General features: G+C 56.5%; 17 protein-coding genes. 10 read left to right on the top strand and 7 right to left on the bottom strand.

The window, feature by feature from the left end; genetic code table 11:
• Nucleotides 1–417: 417 nt before the first annotated feature.
• Together H6G07_RS22185 and H6G07_RS22190 are read left to right on the top strand one after the other, a co-directional pair.
• Nucleotides 418–774: a hypothetical protein gene (locus H6G07_RS22185; protein ID WP_073610381.1), complete on the top strand. Its 357-nt coding sequence runs from the start codon at nucleotides 418–420 to the stop codon at nucleotides 772–774.
• 268 nt (nucleotides 775–1042) lie between these two features.
• Complete coding sequence (locus H6G07_RS22190; RefSeq protein ID WP_073610382.1) at nucleotides 1043–1327, top strand: hypothetical protein; 285 nt, start codon at nucleotides 1043–1045, stop codon at nucleotides 1325–1327.
• A gap of 177 nt (nucleotides 1328–1504) precedes the next feature.
• Here the strand turns inward: H6G07_RS22190 and H6G07_RS22195 are convergent, their stop codons facing one another.
• The 4 genes from H6G07_RS22195 to H6G07_RS22210 all read right to left on the bottom strand — a co-directional run bounded on the left by H6G07_RS22195 (nucleotide 1505) and on the right by H6G07_RS22210 (nucleotide 5138).
• Nucleotides 1505–2101: a Uma2 family endonuclease gene (locus tag H6G07_RS22195; RefSeq protein WP_171973080.1), complete on the bottom strand. Its 597-nt coding sequence runs from the start codon at nucleotides 2099–2101 to the stop codon at nucleotides 1505–1507.
• A gap of 204 nt (nucleotides 2102–2305) precedes the next feature.
• Nucleotides 2306–2722, bottom strand: a complete 417-nt coding sequence (locus tag H6G07_RS22200) for a YciI family protein (protein WP_073610383.1) — start codon at nucleotides 2720–2722, stop codon at nucleotides 2306–2308.
• A gap of 383 nt (nucleotides 2723–3105) precedes the next feature.
• Nucleotides 3106–3771: a GIY-YIG nuclease family protein gene (locus H6G07_RS22205; RefSeq protein ID WP_073610384.1), complete on the bottom strand. Its 666-nt coding sequence runs from the start codon at nucleotides 3769–3771 to the stop codon at nucleotides 3106–3108.
• 47 nt (nucleotides 3772–3818) lie between these two features.
• Nucleotides 3819–5138, bottom strand: a complete 1320-nt coding sequence (locus H6G07_RS22210) for an FAD-dependent oxidoreductase (RefSeq protein ID WP_073610385.1) — start codon at nucleotides 5136–5138, stop codon at nucleotides 3819–3821.
• Nucleotides 5139–5299: 161 nt separating this feature from the next.
• Between H6G07_RS22210 and H6G07_RS22215 the strand changes: the two genes are divergently transcribed.
• From H6G07_RS22215 to H6G07_RS22230, 4 genes are all read left to right on the top strand, one after another.
• Nucleotides 5300–9349: an EAL domain-containing protein gene (locus H6G07_RS22215; RefSeq protein WP_073610386.1), complete on the top strand. Its 4050-nt coding sequence runs from the start codon at nucleotides 5300–5302 to the stop codon at nucleotides 9347–9349.
• Between the two features lie 210 nt (nucleotides 9350–9559).
• Nucleotides 9560–10474, top strand: coding sequence for a polysaccharide deacetylase family protein (locus H6G07_RS22220; protein ID WP_073610387.1), 915 nt, complete (start codon nucleotides 9560–9562; stop codon nucleotides 10472–10474).
• A gap of 119 nt (nucleotides 10475–10593) precedes the next feature.
• A complete protein-coding gene (locus tag H6G07_RS22225) occupies nucleotides 10594–11133 on the top strand; it encodes a hypothetical protein (protein WP_199312349.1) in 540 nt (179 codons plus the stop codon).
• A gap of 3 nt (nucleotides 11134–11136) precedes the next feature.
• The gene (locus tag H6G07_RS22230; RefSeq protein WP_073610388.1) at nucleotides 11137–12219 is read left to right on the top strand and encodes an amidoligase family protein; all 1083 of its coding nucleotides are present in this window, start codon (nucleotides 11137–11139) and stop codon (nucleotides 12217–12219) included.
• Nucleotides 12220–12557: 338 nt separating this feature from the next.
• Here H6G07_RS22230 and H6G07_RS22235 read toward each other — a convergent pair whose 3' ends face one another.
• Nucleotides 12558–13025 carry a WGxxGxxG family protein gene (locus tag H6G07_RS22235; RefSeq protein WP_073610389.1) on the bottom strand — a complete coding sequence of 156 codons (468 nt, stop codon included), beginning with the start codon at nucleotides 13023–13025 and terminating at the stop codon, nucleotides 12558–12560.
• A gap of 482 nt (nucleotides 13026–13507) precedes the next feature.
• On the opposite strand from H6G07_RS22235, the gene H6G07_RS22240 reads away from it, so the two are divergent.
• From H6G07_RS22240 to H6G07_RS22250, 3 genes are all read left to right on the top strand, one after another.
• Nucleotides 13508–13996: a hypothetical protein gene (locus H6G07_RS22240; protein ID WP_073610390.1), complete on the top strand. Its 489-nt coding sequence runs from the start codon at nucleotides 13508–13510 to the stop codon at nucleotides 13994–13996.
• A gap of 387 nt (nucleotides 13997–14383) precedes the next feature.
• The gene (locus tag H6G07_RS22245) at nucleotides 14384–16456 is read left to right on the top strand and encodes a hypothetical protein (RefSeq protein ID WP_073610391.1); all 2073 of its coding nucleotides are present in this window, start codon (nucleotides 14384–14386) and stop codon (nucleotides 16454–16456) included.
• Nucleotides 16457–16827: 371 nt separating this feature from the next.
• Nucleotides 16828–17520 carry a manganese catalase family protein gene (locus H6G07_RS22250; protein ID WP_073610392.1) on the top strand — a complete coding sequence of 231 codons (693 nt, stop codon included), beginning with the start codon at nucleotides 16828–16830 and terminating at the stop codon, nucleotides 17518–17520.
• A 199-nt stretch (nucleotides 17521–17719) separates the two neighbouring features.
• Here H6G07_RS22250 and H6G07_RS22255 read toward each other — a convergent pair whose 3' ends face one another.
• Both H6G07_RS22255 and H6G07_RS22260 read right to left on the bottom strand, forming a co-directional pair.
• Nucleotides 17720–18028, bottom strand: a complete 309-nt coding sequence (locus tag H6G07_RS22255) for a WGxxGxxG family protein (RefSeq protein WP_073610393.1) — start codon at nucleotides 18026–18028, stop codon at nucleotides 17720–17722.
• Nucleotides 18029–18233: 205 nt separating this feature from the next.
• Nucleotides 18234–18455 carry a hypothetical protein gene (locus H6G07_RS22260; protein WP_073610394.1) on the bottom strand — a complete coding sequence of 74 codons (222 nt, stop codon included), beginning with the start codon at nucleotides 18453–18455 and terminating at the stop codon, nucleotides 18234–18236.
• Between the two features lie 226 nt (nucleotides 18456–18681).
• Here H6G07_RS22260 and H6G07_RS22265 point away from each other — a divergent pair, with 226 nt between their 5' ends.
• The gene (locus tag H6G07_RS22265; RefSeq protein WP_242026945.1) at nucleotides 18682–19788 is read left to right on the top strand and encodes a spore photoproduct lyase family protein; all 1107 of its coding nucleotides are present in this window, start codon (nucleotides 18682–18684) and stop codon (nucleotides 19786–19788) included.
• The last annotated feature ends 87 nt before the right edge of the window (nucleotides 19789–19875 follow it).

Genomic DNA, 19875 nt, shown 5'->3' on the forward strand with positions numbered 1-19875 from the left:
CACAAGCTTATATCTAAGCAACTCAACTATAAACGCGAATTATCAATGCTCAAAGGTTTTCAGCGATGCTTTATAGCTTTGCAGCAAACGTATAAGCGGCTGCAATCTGTGTTCTCTGCGATCTAGCGTTGCTTCATGCCTCTGCAACAAAGGTATAAGCGATCGCAATCCATGTTTGTTGCCGAGCTGCAAAGGCTTTTACCCGAGCAGCCTACCCTCTAGCTTGGCTTCGCCTACGCCTCTGCAAGAGGGCATTTTTGGCCGTAAAGCTACTGAAATCAATGGTGACAATTTTGTAGAAAAAAATACTGAAATTTCCACATTCTCACGGTGATAGCTGCCTGTTTCTAATGAATACCTTGGAAGAGTTGGCGGCCATACCAACACTATTCATCAGCTACCTAAGGGGGTATCACCATGGCACGCAAAAAGCGTAGTTCTCAAGTAGTCGTAAAAGCCGAACGGCGGGCAGCTAGCATGGCTGCGATCGCATCCGATCTCAACCTGGGCCACGGCATGTCGGTGCAGGAGTTTAACAACAGTATTGAGCGGGTGCGCGAAAGAATTGCCACCTACAACCGCCTGCTCTCTAACGTAGACCAGGTCTACAACGACATGCTGCTCGAAGAAGCCGCCCTCTCAGAACTGACCGAGCGCATGCTGGCGGCGGTGGCTGCTAGGTATGGTCGCCGCAGCCCCGAATATGAAATGGCCGGTGGCTCTCGCCGCAGCACCCAGCGGCGGGTGCTCTCGGCTACCTCGTTAGTAGAGTAAATTGCAATCTATCAAATATTACTTGCGTCCAATTTACGGGTGGGGTAATGTGTGGAGCTAAGGTTGTCTGCGGGCAGCCTGGCTTCCCAAAAATTTGGTCAAGCGCCACTGGAAGGTGTGGGGACACCAACCAGCGGCTAACCTCGTCGACAGTAGCACCTGTCTCGGAGGCTAAGGTGATTTTACCTGGCCGTCTCGAACTGCAACATGTCTGGGGCGGCCAAGTTTTTGGGATTCCTTACCCATCACAAAAAAGGAATCCCTGAATATGTTGTGTTTGCCATATCTGGTGTCGTCTGCCCAAAAGCGGGAGGCGACCAATCCGCTGCTGCTAGCAAACCCAAACGAGCAGCCAGGGCGCGAGCGATTGCGCCATCTGGTGATCGGCTCACCGGGCGGGGTGCGAGCCACCATCCACCAACTGCACGTGCTGAACTATGCCGACCAAATGACCTGGAGCCAGCTCATCACCATCCCCCCCTCAGGAATTTTGATTACCCCAGCCCAGGGCGAAGTGTTTAGCTACCTAGTGCGCTACCGCCAGCTCAGCTAACCGCCGCAGAGTGTAGGTTGGGTTGAACGAAGTGAAAACCCAACTCCGTCAAGGATCTGTTGGGTTTCGCCGAGCCTCAACACCAACCTACAAATTAAGCTAAACGCGCTAGTACCCAGTGGCTAACCAGCCTATAAATCCTTTGAAATCCACTACATCTGGAGTGCAGTGGCGGGGTTAGTCGGCAGTTGGCAGCTCAAGACCTGACGGGTCAGCTAGCTCAACATCTTCATAGAGCTGTTCGATGGGGAACTGCAAGTCAACGCTGCTGAGCTGAATCGTCTCCCCCTCGGCGTAGGGCGTTAGCTCCCATTTGCCGCGCTCATTGAGGCGAAAAATCTCAACCGTGATGCGATCGCTGCTGATCAGCACGTATTCTTGCAAGCTTTCCAGACAGCGATATTGGGCAAACTTGCCGCCCCGGTCGTAGGCCTCTGTGCTCGGAGAAAGCACCTCTGCAACCAGGCAGGGATAGCGACAAAACTTAATCGAGCCACGGTCTCGGCTGTCGCAGGTAACGCTGCCATCGGCGAAGAAAAACGGGCCACTCTCAGTAATGCCAAGCTTGGCATCAGAGCCCAATACTCGACAGCCTTTTCCCCTGAGGTGATTTTTAAGCAGCGTCGTCAGGTTTACCGCAATTTCGCTATGGGGCAGCGTGCCCCCTACCATGGCATAAACTTCGCCGTCGATGTACTCATAGCGCAGCCCTTGCAGAGGCTCCCAATCTAAATAGTCTTGGGGACTTAGATGTTGCGGAATGCTAGAAACCATGATCACACCGCTCGACTCGATGACTAAGAGTGTAAGTTGGGCAGAACGAAGTAGAAACCCAACGCCAGACCGAGCTTTATTGGGTTTTGTTAGCGCGCCACCCAACCTACAACAGTGGCGACTGCGATCGCGAACCACCTCCCCTAGGAGAGAACCCAACCAATCCTTGATTCTGTTGGGTTCTCTCTGCATTGTGGAATGAGGCTATTTTCCTTTTTCTAACTCAGCTCGTATGCGGTCTTCCTGTTCCCGCAGCTCCGGGGTCAAGGCCTCGCCAAAATCATCTGCCTCAAAGATCGGTCGAATCTCGATTTCGTCGTCCTGAAAAGGGCTGCGCTTAACCCAATCAATCGCTTCAGCCATCGACTGCACTTGCCAGATCCAAAACCCGGCGAGCAGTTCTTTGGTCTCGGTGAATGGGCCATCGGTGACGGTGCGAGCTTTGCCCGAGCATGCCACCCTCACCCCCTTTGAACTGGGATGTAGCCCCTCGCCCGCCAACATCACGCCCGCATTAGCCAGTTCTTCATTAAACTGCCCCATTTCAGCCAAAAGTGCTTCGCTGGGCATTACCCCCGCCTCCGAATCGGAAGAGGCTTTGACTAAAACCATAACTCTCATGGTGAATCTCCTAATTAGTTGGTGTTTAGCTCTGAGATTTGAAAAAAAGCGGGTGCTCAAATTCTCCCCATCAGGAAGACGGGGTTGGGGAATGTAGCTTGCTTCCCACAGGGTGGGCTAAGGCTCAATGCGGTTCTAAAAGTGGAATGCACCCAGGCCTCAACCCTCAATCCTGTTTCTGTGAAGTAGTCGAACCGAGAGACGGCAGATCGACAGGGTGGCAATATTTTTTCAAAACACCAGACTGAGTTTGTTGAGTTCTGCTAATGCGCCACTCAATTAATACAACTAATCCAACGACTCAAAGCCCCTCTCCCAAGCCTGGGAGAGGGGTTTGGGGTGAGGGCACCGTTTTCGATCTATCCAAAACTAAACCGCAGAGATTACGATCGGGTTTGCTCGGTTTGATCGCGAATTAGAGCACTCCAGTTGTCATCGTTCATAGCAGCAGCCAGGTCTGTTTTAGGGTCAGCAGCCTGGGCGGCATCCTGCTCTTTCGCCAACGAGCCATCGGCCATGGCGCGACGAAGCTTGAGCTTTTTGGCTTCGTAGGCTTCCCGTTCAGCGGCAGACATGGCCTGGGTGACGGCTTTGCCCACGGTGCCATCCCAAGTGCCATCGACATTGCCGGGTGGGGGGCTGGGCAAAGCCGCAATCCATTCATCCCGCAGGGCCGCCATCACCTCTCGGTTGGGGAAGCTAAAGGGTTCCACCGTGACCAGGGCACAGACTGACTCCCCTTTTTCGAGCCGATGGCTGCGCAGGGAGAGAGAGACATTGCGAGAGATGCCGATGAACTGGGTCTGCCCCTCGCGATCATGCACAGCATAGACCCCAGTGACCTTAGCATCCTCGGTTTGCTCGCACCAGTCAGCGATCGCGAGGGGAGTATTGCCGGTCGAGGCCGTGGGTGGGGCGGCGGCTGTTTCAGCCGCATGTTCGTCGGCGGCGCTATACAAAAAGTCGTGGAGACTACGATGCTCGACGGGGACGTTCTGATGCTCGATCGCGTCTGGCGTATTTGGCGCGTCAGATTTTTCGGAGGTCACAGGCTTGCCTTCGTGGATAACTAGGCTTCATTATCGTCCCAATCACCTCAACTGGTCACCTCAGGTGCTGATGCAGTTACCGCCATCGATCGCTTCACCTTATTGATCCACCCTTTGCTGAGGCGCAGCACCTCTGAGTAATCTAAATCGGTATCTAAAACCAGGTCAAACACAAAGGGCGAAAACCGCTGGGGAAACCACTGGTGCAGCTTGCGACCCACCGTGAGCCGCAGAAAAAACTCCAGCACCAATGCTTTGCTGCGCGGAAAGGAATAGTCTGACAAATCGCGCAGAGCATGGGCCTCGACCACCCGCTGCTGCGAAAACTGGGGCAACACCTGTGCCCAATCATCCTGATACTGGTCGAGTAGCTGGTTCAGCCAGGCCACATCTTGCAGGGCCGAGTTGCAGCCCTGGCCAATGGAGGGCGAAACAGCGTGGGCAGCGTCGCCCAAAATCAGGATGCGATCGCCCTGGTGAAAGCGATCGCAGGTGACCGTCGTCAGTCGGGCAGTGGGGCGTTGCAGCAGCGCCTCGGCCTCGACCTCGCTGAGCAGCGGGCGAAAGGTGGGTAGGTAGGTAGCAAAATAGTCGAGCACATCGGCCTTGGTCTTCAGCCCATCAAACGGGTTGTTTTTGGCATTAAAAATGAAGGCTCCGTGCATTTGGTCGCCCGGCTGCGGGGCTAGCAAAATGCGCGCATCGCCCCCGATATTGCAGGCATGGATAAAATCTGGAGCTAGCTCAACGCCCTGCTGAGGGTTAGTGCGCGCTAAAAAAATTGATTTGTAGGCATCGCGCACGTAGGTCTGTTGACAGTCTAGGTCGTGGTCAGCCACCAGAGCGGCTCGCACCGCTGATCTGGCCCCATCGGCTCCGATCAGGCGATCGTAGGGGACGATGAAATGCTCGCCATCAGTCGATTCAAAGCTGACAGTCTGGGCCTCGCTATCCACCCCCTGGCAGGGGCAGTCAAAGGTGAGGCTGAGCCGCGCTGGGTCGGGGTAGCGAGCGACTAGCTGCTCTAGCAGCACCAGCACCAGCCGGTTGCGATCGACGGTGAGAATGGGGTGTTTACGCGGAATGCGACGGGCCTTGCCCCGGCGATGCAGGTAGGTGCCGTGACACATGACGCTGTAGGCCGCGATCGCCTCCTCTAACCCCGCCATGCCTTGTAAGGCCCGCCGCCCCCGATATTGCAGAGAAATGGGGAACGATCGCTGCTGGTCAAGCGCTACCCGGCGTGGATCGGGGCGGCGATCGTAGATCTGCACGCCGTAGCCCCGCCGCAGCAAGTAGTGGGCCAGCAATAGCCCGGCAGGCCCCGCGCCAACAATCACAATCGTTTGGGATGAGGTAGTGACCATTCGCACCCACCAGGAACGAACAAATTTCTCGCCAGCGTTGTTTTCGTGATGATACGTCACTAGGGCACTGAGTTTGAATGGGAGTTTGAATATCTGTGTTCAAAACCAGATCTTGAGTACTGAGACCGTTTCAGCCTGGGCAATATGGGGGCAGACGCTCTATGGCTCTCTACCGTTGTGCCCTGGGTTATGACAACCTCGCCGCCTCAATGCCGCCAACCCTGATCCTCGCTTCCTGCAACGCTTCTATGCCATCTCCCGACTGCACTGTTCTCATCCTCAGTGATGCTGACATAACCGCCAGTTCCCTACAAAACCTGCTCCAGCAGACTGACGGTGGGGGGCGGGTGCTGGCCCTGCGCTCCGACGGGCCGGTTCTAGACCTGTGCCACGCCCACAACCTGCGGCTGATTCTCTTCGACGCCAACCTGCCGGAGCAGTTCGAATTGGGGGCTCTGATAGCGCAGCTAAGAGTCCGGCTCGGCGATCGCTGCCCGCCCATCCTGGCGATCGGCCCCAACGAGGCGGCCAAGGCGACGCAGGCGATCAAGGCCGGGGCGATCGACTATTGGGTGCGCGAGCAAACCACCGCCGCTCGTCTGGGCCAGGCCCTAGAGACTCTGCCCTGGCCCAGCCCCCAGGCGGCGCGGGCTGAGCTAGATGCCTTTCGGGTGATGCTGGCCGATGCGCTGCGATCGCTGGCCGACCCCATTGAAATTCAGGTTACAGCCAGCTGCATCCTCGGCGAATATCTCAACGCCAACCGCGCCCTGTACTTTGAGTGCCGCAATGACATCTACTGTGTCGAACGGGATTACGTCAGCGGCATCGATACCATGGCGGGCTGCTATCCCGTCACCGCGTTTGGTCTGGCCATTTTTACCAAATTCTGCGCCGGGCGAACGGTGGTGGTGGCCGATGTCGTCGCCGACCCCCAGCTCTCGCCCGCCGAGCAAGCCACCTACGCCTCGGTGCAAGTTGCCGCACACATTGGGGTTCCCCTGGTTAAGGCCGGAAATTTTGTCGCCGGTTTAGCCGTTCACTCCGCAACGCCCCGCCCCTGGACTCAGACTGAGGTGAAACTGGCGCAAGAAACCGCTGAATGTACCTGGGCAGCGGTCGAACGAGCCCGCGCCGAAGCAGCCCTGCGCCAGTCAGAAGAAAAATATCGCACCCTGTTCCAGAACATCGCCCAGGGGTTTTGCCTGCTGGAGATGATCTTCGACGACCAGGGCCAGGCGGTGGACTATGTGTATTTAGAAACCAACCCGGCCTTTGTCAAACATGCGGGGCAGCCCATGGCGGGCAAACGCATTCGCGAGCTGCTGCCCAACTTTGAGCAGATCTGGATCGACACCTACGGGCAGGTGGCGTTGACGGGCGAGCCGGTGCGCCTAGAGCATATTGTCGAAGGGTTAGGGGATCAATGGTTTGAGACCTATGCCTTTCGCTATGGCGGGGAAGGCAGTCGCATCGTCGCCGTGCTGTTTAGCAACGTTACCGATCGCAAACAAGCCGACCTGGCGATGAGAGCCAGTGAAGAACAGTTTCGGCTGCTGTCAGAAATCAGCCCCGTGGGCATTTTCCGCAACGACATCCACGGGCAGTGCACCTATGCCAACGCCAAAACGCTAGACATTACCGGCCTCTCCCTCGCAGAAACCCTGGGCGACGGCTGGGGCAAAAACCTGCACCCCGGAGATCGCGACTGGTTGTACGCGACCTGGCTAGAGTTTGTCGAGCAAACTCGCCTAGGTCATCATCCCACCTATCAAGTGGAGCATCGTTACCTCTATCCAGATGGCTCAATCCGGTGGGTTTTGGGCCAAGCGGTGCCCGAGTACAACCCCCAGGGCGAGCTAGTCGGGTTCATCGGCACCGTCACCGACGTCACCGATCGCAAACAGGCCCAAGAAAACCTGACGCGGGAACTCAACCGCCGCAAGGCGCTGCTGGCGGGCTCCTCTGACGGCATTGTGGTGTTAAATCGGCAGGGCTACGTGGTTGAAGCCAACGAAAGCTATGCCAGCATGCTGGGGCGCACCCTAGAGGAAACCCTGACCATGCATGTCTCTGACTGGGATGCCCAGTGGACCCCGGCGGAACTCGATCGCATTGTCGCCTCGCGGCAGTTTGTGGGCCAAACCTTTGAAACGGTGCATCGCCGCCGCGATGGCTCTACCTACAATGTAGAAATCACCGTTAGCGCGGTGGATGAGGACGACGGCGCTGGCGATGAGTTTTTGCAGCTCTGCATTTGTCGAGACATTAGCGATCGCAAGCGCCGCGAGGCCAACACAATTTTTCTGGCAGAAGTCGCCGTCGATCTGTCGCGGCTGACCGCCGCCGAAGAGATTCTGCAAACCATCGGGGCCAAGCTGGGGGCCTACCTCCAGCTGTCTGACTGCGCCTTTGTCGTGCTCGACCACGTCGCCCAGGAAGCCACCATTACCTATGACTGGCATCTGGAGGGGGCCATCAGCCTGACCGGAGTCTATCGCCTGGCCGACTTCTTGACCCCCGACTTTTTGCGCGACACCCGCGGCGGCAAACCCTTCATAGTCGGCGATACGGCGAGCGACCCGCGCACCAATGCCGCCAGCTACGCCAGCCTCGGCATCCACGCCTTCTGCACCGTGTCGTTTCACCAGGACGGGCAGCTGCGATCGCTGCTGGCGGTCTACAGCGCCACCCCCCGCCAGTGGCGCACCGACGAAATCGACCTGGTGAGTGAACTAGCCAACCAAATTTTTCCGCGCCTGGAGCGGGCGCGGGCCGAAGCCGCTCTGCAACGCTACAACGAAACCCTGGAGATTCGGGTGGCCGAGCGCACCGCCGAACTCTCCCACAGCCTAACGGCCCTGCAACAGTCTGAAGAACAACTGCACCACCTGGCCCACCACGACCCGCTCACCGGGCTGCCCAACCGGCTGTGGCTCAACGTGCATCTAGAACAGAGTATTCAGCAGGCCATCCGGCAGCAAACCAAGCTCGCCCTACTGTTTGTCGATCTCGATCGCTTCAAACACATCAACGACAGCCTGGGCCATCGCGCTGGCGACAGTTTGCTCCAGCAGTTGGGAGATCGCCTGCACCAGGCTCTGCGGGCCAACGACTGCGTGGCGCGCATCAGCGGCGATGAGTTTGTCGTCGTGCTCGAAGATGTCAAAGATGTCGCCCACATCGGCACCGCCATTGCTCGACTGATGACGGTGTTTGAAGCGCCCTTCGACCTCGAAGGGCAGACCGTCCACATGACCGCCAGCATCGGCATCAGCCTGTTCCCCGACGACAGCAGCGAGGCAGCGACGTTGCTGCGCTATGCCGACACCGCCATGTACGAAGCCAAAGAAGAAGGCCGCAACACCTATCGGTTTTATGCCGAAGAAATGACCGCCACGGCCTTTGAGCATGTCTTGTTTGGCAATGCCCTGCGCAACGCCCTCCAGCAAGAGCAGCTCCACCTGGTGTATCAGCCCCAGATCAACCTTCAGTCGCAGCGGTGGGTGGGCCTAGAGGTGCTGCTGCGCTGGCAGCACCCCGATCTGGGGGAGATCTCCCCCGCCCAGTTTATTCCCATTGCCGAGCAGAGCGGCCTGATTCACGAGATTGGCACCTGGGTGTTGCAGTCGGCCTGCTGCCAGGCCAAGACCTGGCTCGACCAGGGGCTCGACTTTGGCCGCGTTGCCGTCAACGTGGCGGCCTCGCAGCTCAACCACGAAAACTTTGTGCAGGTTGTTGAGGAGGTGCTGCGCAAAAGTGGTCTGCCCCCTCAGCACCTGGAGCTAGAGGTGACCGAGCGACTGGTGATGCAGCGCACGGAGGCCAAAATTCAGCAGCTCAAACAGCTGCGGCAGATGGGCGTGCAAATTGCGATCGACGATTTTGGCACGGGCTATTCGTCGCTGAGCTATTTGAAACTGCTGCCCATCGACAAGCTCAAAATTGACAAGTCCTTTGTCTGCGACATTCCCCACGATGCCAACGACATGGCGATCGCCGCCGCCGTGATCGCCCTGGGGCAAGCCCTGGGCATGACCATTATCGCCGAGGGCGTCGAGGAAGAGGCCCAGGTCGCTTTTCTCAAGCTTAAGGGCTGCCACGAGGCCCAGGGCTATCTCTACAGCCGCCCGCTCAAGCCCGAGGCGGTGCTAGCCTTTTTGCAGGCTCCCCGCCTCCAGGGCAAAGACGCCAGCCTACGCCTGGCCTGATCGCGGCTGGAGCGCTTACCCCAAGCCCCAAGCCCCAGCCATCACCCCGATTGTCAAAAGGCCAAACCGCAGGGGCGGAGGCAATGCGCCCGGCTGCATGCCACCCAGGAATGCTCCAACCTCTCCCTTGGACCGGGGAGAACAAAAGCCCAGCCCTTTCCCACTTTGGGGGAGTTTCTGCTAACCTTCCAGGCGTGCCCTTGCTGACATATGGGAGCCAAAGCTTTGCCGCTGCCTCACCACGGACGCTACCCTTACTCGGCCATCACGCAGCGGGCCGACTACCATTGGCCGGGCGGGCGACGGCTGGCGGTTTACATCGCGCTCAACCTAGAGCATTTTGCCTTTGGTGAAGGGCTGGGGGCTGAGCTGGCCCCCGGTGGCCCTCAGCCCGATGTTTTGAACTACGCCTGGCGGGACTACGGCAACCGGGTGGGCGTCTGGCGACTGCTAGAGCTGGTTGATCAGCTAGAGCTGCCGGTGGCGCTGCTGGTCAACTCGGCGATCTATGACTATTGCCCAGCGGTGGTGGCGGCCTTTCGCGATCGCAACGATGAGATTGTCGCCCACGGTCGCACCAATTCTGAACGCCAGAGCACCCTGAGCGAGGCCGACGAAGCCGCCCTAATTGCTGAGACGACGCAGACCCTGACCCAGCACGAAGGGCAGCGGCCCCAGGGCTGGCTCGGCCCCTGGATTGCCCAGAGCACCGTCACCCCCGACCTGCTCCAAGAGGAGGGCTACACCTACCTGCTCGACTGGTGCCAAGACGACCAGCCGATTTGGTTTCAGACCCGGCGGGGCCGCATCCTCTCGGTGCCCTATCCCCAAGAAATCAATGACATACCGGCGATCGCAGTGCGTCGGGTGAGCGCCAAAGACTTTGCCGAGATGATCATCGACAACTTCGACGAGATGCTAGAGCAGTCTCACCAGCAGCCGCTGGTCTACGGCATTGCCCTGCACCCCTACCTGGTGGGGCAGCCCTTTCGGCTGCGGCACCTGCGCCGCGCCCTGCAACACATTGCCAGCGTGGCGCGCAACCAGCCCAATCGGGTGTGGCTGACCCATCCTGGGGCGATCGCCGCCCACATGCTCAGCGAGCTGGCCGACACCATCCCCTAGCGCCTGGCCCAGGCAGCGCCCCGTGACTTCATTTGATGAAGGCTGACGCGGCATTCGTTACAAACCACCGAATAGCCCCGTCCGCCCGCCTATGATGGGGCAAACGTGGCTTAAACTCTGTGAACTATTCTAAAACGCTTCATCTCTCTATTCTGCTGGCGATCGCCAGCATTCTCACCACCGGCAGTGCCCTGGCCGCCGATCCGGCGGGCCGATCCCAAAGCTCCCTCAGCGCTTTGCCTGGAGCCACGCTCAAGTGTGACGAGAGCGAAATCAGTCAAAACTATGCCCAGGCTGAGTTAGACACCTTTTTTAGCAGCGGCTACACCTACTGGGATGCCGCTCAGCTGGCCAGCTATTGGGGCCAAGATGTTGACGAGGCCAAGGCGCGCATGGGCCGCAAGATTCTCTGGGGGCCAGCCGATGTCGCCCTGCTAGAGCAATTTTTGCTCGATGCCCGCCTAGAGTCGCTTCAGTCCGTCAGCGATCTGCGCTTCTACGGCGAAACCAGCTACACCTACGATGACGCCGCTGCCCTGGCCGAGTTTTGGGGCGACGCCACCCCCTACGATGCCAAGCTCCGCATTGAGCGCAACTTGATCATGGGCAACGCCGATGAGGTTGACTATGCCCTAGAGCTGGCTGCCCCCCAGCCCTAAGCCATGACCCTAGCGGGCAGAGTGGGCCTAGAGATTGAGCTGATGGCCCCCCGAGGCTCTAGCCGCCAGGCTCTGGCTGAGGCGATCGCCGCCGCTCAGGGGGGCAGCGTGAGCCGCGTGTTCTATCCCCAGTCAGAACACAGCCAGATCGTCGGCACCCCGGTACTCGAAAATCTCACCTTGGGCTTTGAGGTGCACAATGCCCAGCACCAGGCGATCGCCTGGTGCGTTGATGACCTGACCCTGCAAGCTGATTGCGATCGCACCCGCCCACCCCAGCCCGGCTGGTATCGCATCGTCGGCGACGACATTCGCTTTATGCAAATTGTCAACCGCCTGAGCGATGCCAACCTACCTCTGGCCGAGGTGTTGCAGCCCGTCGCCCAGACCCTGGGCCTGGAGTTGCAGCAGGGGCCAAAGGGCATGGTCAAGCTATCCGACGACCTGGGGCCACCCATCGCCATTGCCACCCCACTACCCGGCGAGCGAGAACGCCCCTGTGAGTTGATCACCCCACCCCTCACCTGCGATCAGCTGCCCCAGGTCGAGACCTACCTGCAAATTGCCCGTCAGCTCAACTTCTACGCGCCGGTAGAAGGGGCCACCCACCTGCATTTTGACGCGGCCCCCCTCTGCTCGGCCCCGGCAATTCGCAACCTGGTCAACCTGCTGTGGGCCTTTGGCCCCACCCTAAAGTCGCTTGTCGGCAGCAACCCTCGGTGTCAACGGCTAGGGCTTTGGCCTGCCGAACTGCTGACCCTGGTGCAAAACCCAGACTGGAGCGACCTGCCCTGGGAACAAGCTAGAGAACGACTAAAAACCCTGCCCCTCACCAAATATTGCGACTTTAACCTCAAAAACATGGTCTACGCCCCCCGCCACAAACACACTTTTGAGGTGCGTATTTTGCCGGTCTACCTGACTCTGCCGCCACTTTTGGCCGTTATCAACCTCGTGGCCGACCTGGTGAACCGAGCCACCGACCCAGCCCCCGTGCTGCCCCACGACCCCTGGCCGGTGGGGGCCGAGGGCATCAACGCGCTGCGTCAAGCCCTGCCCTCATCTCGATTTTTGCGCGCGCTATAGCCACGAAGGCTTAGTTCAACACAGTTGAGAAGAACAAGGCATCGCCTGCCATAGAAGAAGAGAAAGGCAAGCGATGCCTTGTTGAAACCTTGGCAGTTGAGGCTGCCCTAACTCAATTTTGGCTATTGAATGGTCTGTCGCTGTCGTCCCTGCGGCCACGCAAAAAAAAGGATGCTAAACAGCATCCTTTTCTAAGCAGTTAAACTATTGTCGGTGCCAGCTTGGCTAAGCCTTTTCAGATCCCAAGGCAATGGGCAGCGAAGGCGGTATGCCAAGGCATCGGCTCAGTTTTGCCAGTAACGGTGATCTGTAGCGGTACTGGCGCTGGGCACCTACCTTCAAATGCGAGGGTCGGTAGAAGTATGGTTAACCACGCGATCTTCAGAGGTGTAGACCGGCGCTGGGCGATCGCGCTTGGCCAGCCCCGCCAGACCGATCAGACCTAAGAGGCCCAACCAACCCCAATTGGAATCATTGTCCTCAGTAGTTGTCGCCGTTGTGTTGGGAGCCACCGGGTCAACATAGACATCGTTAGGCGCTGTCGCGTCAGGAGAAACTGTACCCGGAGTAGCTGGGTCAACCGTGCCAGGGGCGGCAGGGGTCACAGGGTCAGGGTAGGTTTCGCCCGGCACCGTTGACCCAGGCGCGGTGCCGTCGGGGTTGGCTGAGTCAACCGTGCCAGGTGTTGTGGGCGTCACGGGCTCTGTCGTTGTCTGGGCAGAAACAGGCAGCGTAGTCGAAGCCAGCGCCAGGCCTAGCGCCAGCGCACTGCCACCCATCCATCTCGACACAACATTGCTTTTCATAAATCAAATTCCTAAAAACGAATCACCCAATCTGCCCTAGACGTCTAAACCCTGATGCCTAGGCCAATCTATATGCCTACACCCTAAGCGGTTTCTGTGCAGCCGTTATTCATCCTTGGTTAGAGGTTTATCGCGGCTAGTCTTCTACCCAATGACGCAAGGGCATTAAGGCTCTTTCAAATCGGCAAATTTTGTGGCTCAAAGAGCTAAGAAAATACTGTTTTTTATCTTCCATGGATGGCCTGTGCTGTGGCCCACAGTCGCTTTCACACAGAGGTTTTGGCGATCGCAGCCAAAACAAAAATGAGCCGAAATCCTTCGACTAATAAACTCTGAAGGAAACTAAGTCTACCTATTTACAGAGCATAGCCAGCCTCGAGATCGCCACCATACGAGATAAGAATAACGCCAAGACTAAGCCAGAGAAAAAACGATACTCTGGTTTGCCTTGCAAGTAGAACTACAGTTAAGGAGCTATTCCGATGACAGCACAACTAACCCGAAACCAGGAAACAATCGCAGTATTTAGTAGCCGCCAAGAGGCCAATCAAGCCAAACAGGCGATTCAGGCATCGGGCCTCAATGGGCAGCAAATCCTCATTGATGACAACATTCCCGCCGATATTGAGTTAGCCGCCCAGGGCACCACCACGGGTCGAGAAGCAGGCTTTCTCATGGGGATTACCCTGGGCGGCATTTTGGGACTGATTGCCACCATTATCGTTGTTTACCAGGTGACGGGTGACTATCCTGCGTCGGTGGCCAGTCGGCTAGCGGTATTTGCTAGTGCGATCGCAGGCGGTGTGTTTGGTGCCGGTGCCGGACGCACGCTCCAGGCTAGTCAACCTGCCCGTCAGCAAATGAAAGGCAATCCCAGTCTGCCCCGCGAGTATCGGCTGATTGTCAAAGGCAGTCAGGACGAAGTGCGTCAGGCTCAACAGGCTCTCGGTCAACCCCCTGTAACGGCCTAAGCCTACAGCGCTTTTTACCCAACTATCCCCCGCGAGGGTGGCTGGGAAAATAAGAGCTAAGCGACTGGTGAGGTGATATTGGCAAAGCCTTTGCTGGCTCCGCCAAAGCGCTTTTCATTCTACAAATGCCAGCATCAAAGTCTCCCAAGCTAAATCTAGTTAGCTTGGGAGACTTTGGCGTTGCCCCGATGAATTGAATCGTCTCAGTATAAACATTAAAAACTATGTATATTAAATTTCAGAATTTCAGCTCAACTCACGCAGGAGCTTATTTGATTTAGCCTAATTCCGTCAGATATAGGTTTTCTTTATTTCTCTTTACACATAAGTTCTGATAATCCCTCACTATAAAAGGCAGGTGTGCTTAACCAAGGGGCTTAATTTGCCATGGCTACAGTTACGATCGCTGGCTTTACCTTTGACGAGACTGATTTAGTCACCGATGGCTCGATCATCGATGGAGCATCCAGAACGCTCTTTTTTGGATCTGGGCTGCAATCTCCAGAGCTTTTAGATAATACAGTCGGCTCGCTTGTGGGCGGCAGCAATGGGCAATCGATCGCGTTGGGCAACCTTTTCAATCGCTCAACCATTGAGCTGACCTGGGATACTGGTCTTGGCCCCGTCAACCAAGCGGGGGATGATTTTGTCGTCTTCGAGAACGGCTTTGCTAGAGCACCTGAAGACTACGCCGTAGCCGTGCGTAGCAGCACAACCGGAGAGTTTACTCCGTTTCGCTATGAGTTCTTTGACAGCTATGACGAAACCGCCGTCAACGGCCCCGCCGACGGCACCGGGCTCTTTGCTACGGCCTTTGATTTAAGCGACTTTGGCTTAGCCGCCGGAGACGCGATCGATGCTATCCGCATTGTGAGTCTCCTCAACACCGACACGGTCGATAGCGCCGATGGTCAGGGCGTAGTCAATTTCAACGAAACCCACCATACCAATCTGCTAGGCGATCTGTTCGATCGCCCCCTGTCGATCGGCAAGTCTGACCCCGACATTACGCTGGTGGCCGGGTTAAACGGAGGCGGGGTGCGATCGCGCCTACAGCTGTTTGATGCAGACAATAACCTGGTGGGTGGTTTTAGCAGCATTCAGGCGGCAGTCGATGCCACCGCCGATGGCTACACGCTGCTAGCCGCCGCCGGCACCTACAACGAAGACGTCACCCTCGACAAGTCATTAACTCTGATCGGGGCCAATTTTGGCCTGGCGGGCAACGATGCGGCTCGCGGAGCCGAATCAATTCTTGAGGGTTCGTTTACCCTAGCCGACGACGATATTTCTATTCTAGGTTTTGAGTTCACTAACGATACGGCGGCCATTCGCGGAGGCAGCGACAGCAGCGTTAATTTCAACAACATTACGATTGCCTTCAACGATTTTGTCGGGTTGAGCAACAACAATCAAACCTTTATCACCAACGGCTTTGGCACCGGTGGGGGCATAGCTGGCGGTGCTAACTGGTCGATCACAGACAACTCCTTCGAGGGCATCACGGGCAACGACGCCTCAATTATGCGAATTGACAATGTTGATGGCCTGCTGATTGCCGACAATGTCGCAGTTCATGACGATGCCGCTGCTCTAGGTCGGCGGGGCATTCAGATCGATAATTCTCAAAATGTCGAAGTTATCGGCAACGTTGTCGATCTGGGGGTAACAGACTTTTCTGATGAAGCAGCGGCTTTTACCGCCGCCCGCTACAACCTCCAGCTCTCTCTAGACGTTGACGGTTCTGCCAGTTCCACTGCGAATGTCACCATTGCCGACAACACCTTTTCTGGAGCCTACGACGGCATAGTTACTCTAGACGATCGCGATCTGTCGGCGGTGGATATCGTTGACAATAGTTTTTCCCAGGCGTTCTACGGCATTCGCCTGGCTGCCGCAGAGGGCACGCCCGCCCAGGGCACCCAGTCTGATATTGAAATTAGCGGCAACCGCTTTGATGCGATCGCCGCCGCCGCAGTGGCCTTTGACCATCGCCAGCCGACGGAAGCATTTGCTGACATCGTCGTTGAGAACAACACCTTCAGCGGCGAGTTTGCAGGCGTTACCCACATCAGCGGCGACCAGCGGAGCCTGGCCGGAACCAACACCTTCGAAGGGTCTGACGGCAATGACAACCTGCTGGGGGGCACCGACGACGATACCCTATTCGGCTTTGGCGGCAATGATTTGCTCGATGGCGGCGCAGGCAACAACACAGCCGTCGGCGGGGATGGCATAGACACCTTCGGTCTGTTTGATGGCGCTGGCCTTACCACCGTGCTGGACTTTGACCCGGCGGTTGACAAGCTTACCAACGCCACCTTTTTTGATGTCATCTTGGCCCAGGGCACGGGCGTAGAGGTGCGCAATACATTTGTCTTAAATGCGACCTCGTTTGACGCAATGGCAAAGCTATTGTTGACCGATGCGGTTGACATTACCGCAGCAAATTTTGTCTAAGCTCGATCTGAGGAGTATGACAGTTCTCACCTCTATATTTGGACACGAAACTTCTCCCTATATATATAGAGGAGGGTTTCTGAGTCTGGCCTTAAGGTGTAACCAGGCGCAGTGATTAGAGCCTAAGGGTAAACAACTCTAGCTAGGCCGAGTTTCAACAGCAAATCAAAGCCTAGAATCTCAGATTTAGAAAGCAAAGCGTTGTTTGAGCGCTGCCCCTATGGAACCAGCGCTCGAACTATCTCTTGCTATTCAAATTAATCAAATGCTGCTGTGAATCACCCTTTCAAAAAAGTCAAAGCTTTAGCGAAAGCCGCTATTTTTGAGACAAATCTAATCCTGTAGTCGCCCCCAAAACACCAGAGGAACCTATGTTTTTTCACAAAAAAGATCCTGTTCATACCGTTCAGGTCAATGAGGCCGATCCCGTATTTGCCCAACTGCTGCTAGAGCAGTTTGGCGGAGCTACTGGCGAACTCTCGGCTGCTCTTCAATACTGGGTACAATCCTTCCACGTTGAAGACCCTAGCATTAAAGACATGCTCCAAGACATCGCGGTCGAAGAGTTTGGTCACTTAGAAATGGTGGGCAAACTTATCGAGATTCACACCAAAAATACTGACCAAACCGCAGCCTACAATAGCACCCTCTTTGCCGTACGCGGCATGGGGCCTCACTTCCTCGACAGCCAGGGCAACACCTGGACAGCCAGCTACCTCAACGAAGGTGGGGATGTCGTTAGGGATTTGCGCGCCAACATTGCGGCGGAAGCTGGCGCTCGCCAAACCTATGAATCGTTGATTAAACTAGCTACTGATGAGGGTACTAAGAAAACCCTCACCCATCTGCTAACCCGGGAAATTTCTCACACCAAGATGTTCATGAACGCCTTGGATGCCATGGGCAAATTGACTGATCCAATGTTTGGCAACATTCAGCCCGATGAGACGGTAGAGCTTTACTACAATCTCTCTACTGACGACAGCGGTAAAGACGAGCGTGGCCCTTGGAATTCTGAGCCTGACTTCAAGTACATCGCTGACCCGGTTGCGTCTCGGAACTAGGTTAAACTGATTTGTCTTAGAGTGCTCAGATGTCTAGACAAGAGTAGATAGTTATACTCCCTCTGTAAACAACCTCCGTTGCTTTATTAGCAACGGAGGTTGTTTAGTTTTACGACAAACATTTGCAGAAAAATAGAAGGGGTCGCTAGCTAGCGACCCCTTCTATTTTGTTAAGCATTAGAGCGTGGTGGCTCCTGCTTTAGTAACGGGGATTGTTGGTAGAAGTTGTGGTTGTGCGATCGGCGTAGCTAGTCCGGTTGTCGTGCTCACGATCGCGACCTTTCAGACCCGCTAGACCGGCTAGACCAATAAGACCTAACCATCCCCAGTCAAAGCCATCGTCATTGTCGTTAGTAGTAGTTGTGGTGTCAATGCCATCGCTAGTAGTGCCAATGCCGTCGCCACCGGTATTGGTTTGGGCAGACGCGGGCAGGATAGAAGGCAAAACAGCAAGGCTTACGGCAAGAGCGCCTGTACCCAGCCAAGTAGCCAAGGATTTATTTTTCATCGGAGAAACCTCAAGATATAGCTAGTAATGAAATGGAGCAACGCAGACTCAGCATCAACACAAATGATTGATACCTAATCTAAATTCCCTATACCGTCATAGTATGTTTTCTTCCTCAACCTGCTATTTGCCATTGGATGGAGATTGCCTCTATTTACTCTGACTTAAAAGGCAGTAGGTCAATAGTTTTAGGCTCTACCCTTACTCATAGTGAATAGGCATTAAACAACTGCTGAAAATCATGGGCGACCACGCCAAAAACCCTACCCTGAATGTGCCCTGTCGCTATGTGTTGGCATAGAGGCAAGAGGCGATCGCCGTCTGGGGGTCGATTGCTGAGGTAGACGCAGAAATCATTGCCCTCCATGGAGTCGCTGGTGGCCCGCTGCGATCGCTCCTTGACCAGTGCCGGACAGGCTGAACCCATTACTACTCCAGGGCGCGACCACCTTTTGCTCCAGACCGAGCCCATGGCGTCGCGGAGCCTGCGGATACTGTGCTTTCTCACTGGTGTAGGGAAAGGCATACGGATATCTGGACAGAGGGGCGAGAGGAATCCGACTTAGAACCTGCGATCGGAACGATGCTTTACCCCGACGGGATCCTTACGATCAAAGGAGTTACTAATTTCCTGTTGTTCTTACCGAATTGTTTTGACCCAATCGATCACAACCGCACCCACCGTTGAGGGCACCCAACCAGCTACCCTCAACACCACCGATCGCCGCCGTCGATGGCTACCCGAGCAGGTCTTATTTACCCCCGCCGCATTGGACGAGCCTTGGGGACAGCAAATTCTAGGGCGGGTTCAAGCGCTCGATTTGCCAGTGGAATATCTCAAACACAACCGGCTAACCGGCTTGCGGGGGAACTCTGAGCGCGAGACCTATGCGATCGCCAAGCGCACCTTGGCCGTAGTCACCGCCCCAGCCAGCCAGCTCAAGCTAACGCCGATTCCACCCTCGGCTGACTGGCAGTTTCATCTGGCCCAGGGTTGCCCGGCCCACTGCCAGTATTGCTATTTGGCGGGCAGTCTCCAGGGGCCGCCCGTAATTCGCGCCTATGCCAACCTGCCGCAGATCTTAGACAACCTCAAGCACTACGAACACCCCGATCGCCTCACTACCTACGAAGTCAGCTGCTACACCGACCCTCTGGGCATTGAGCACCTCACTGGCAGCTTGGCGGAATGTATTCGCTACTTTGGCACTCGCGATCGCGCTCAGCTACGCTGGGTGTCTAAGTTTGACCAGGTAGACGACCTGCTAGCCCTGCCCCACCACGGCCATACCCGCTGCCGCTTCAGCATCAATGCCGCCTCAGTCTCGCGGCAGCTAGAGGGGGGCACGGCCTCGGTAGCGGAGCGGCTAGAGGCCATTCGCAGGCTGGCCCTGCCGGTAGAGCGGGGCGGCGGCGGCTACCCAGTGGGGCTCGTAATCGCCCCCATCATGCCCATCGAGCACTGGCAAGACGAATATAGTCAGCTGCTAGAGGCCGCCGCCAGCGCCCTCGACTTTGACTGCGACCTCACCTTTGAGCTGATTTCCCATCGGTTTACCCCTGGGTCTAAGGGGGTGTTAGAGCAGTGGTATCCCAACAGCAAGCTCGACCTAAATGAGTCAACCCGCGCCACCAAGCGCAACAAGTTTGGCGGCACCAAGTACGTCTACGACCGAGACACCATGACCGAGCTGCGCACCTTTTTTGAAGGCGCGATCGCGCGGTGGTTTCCCCAGGGCAAAATTCTCTACTGGACTTAGCAATTAGCCCAGCCAAAGGTGATGGGTGAGTGGGGGTTCAAGGTGCAAGGCACAGGGTATGCGGTTCATGACTGGCCCTAAACCCTA

The organism is Phormidium tenue FACHB-1052 (assembly GCF_014696675.1).
In the GTDB taxonomy this organism is placed as follows: domain Bacteria; phylum Cyanobacteriota; class Cyanobacteriia; order Phormidesmidales; family Phormidesmidaceae; genus Nodosilinea; species Nodosilinea tenuis_A.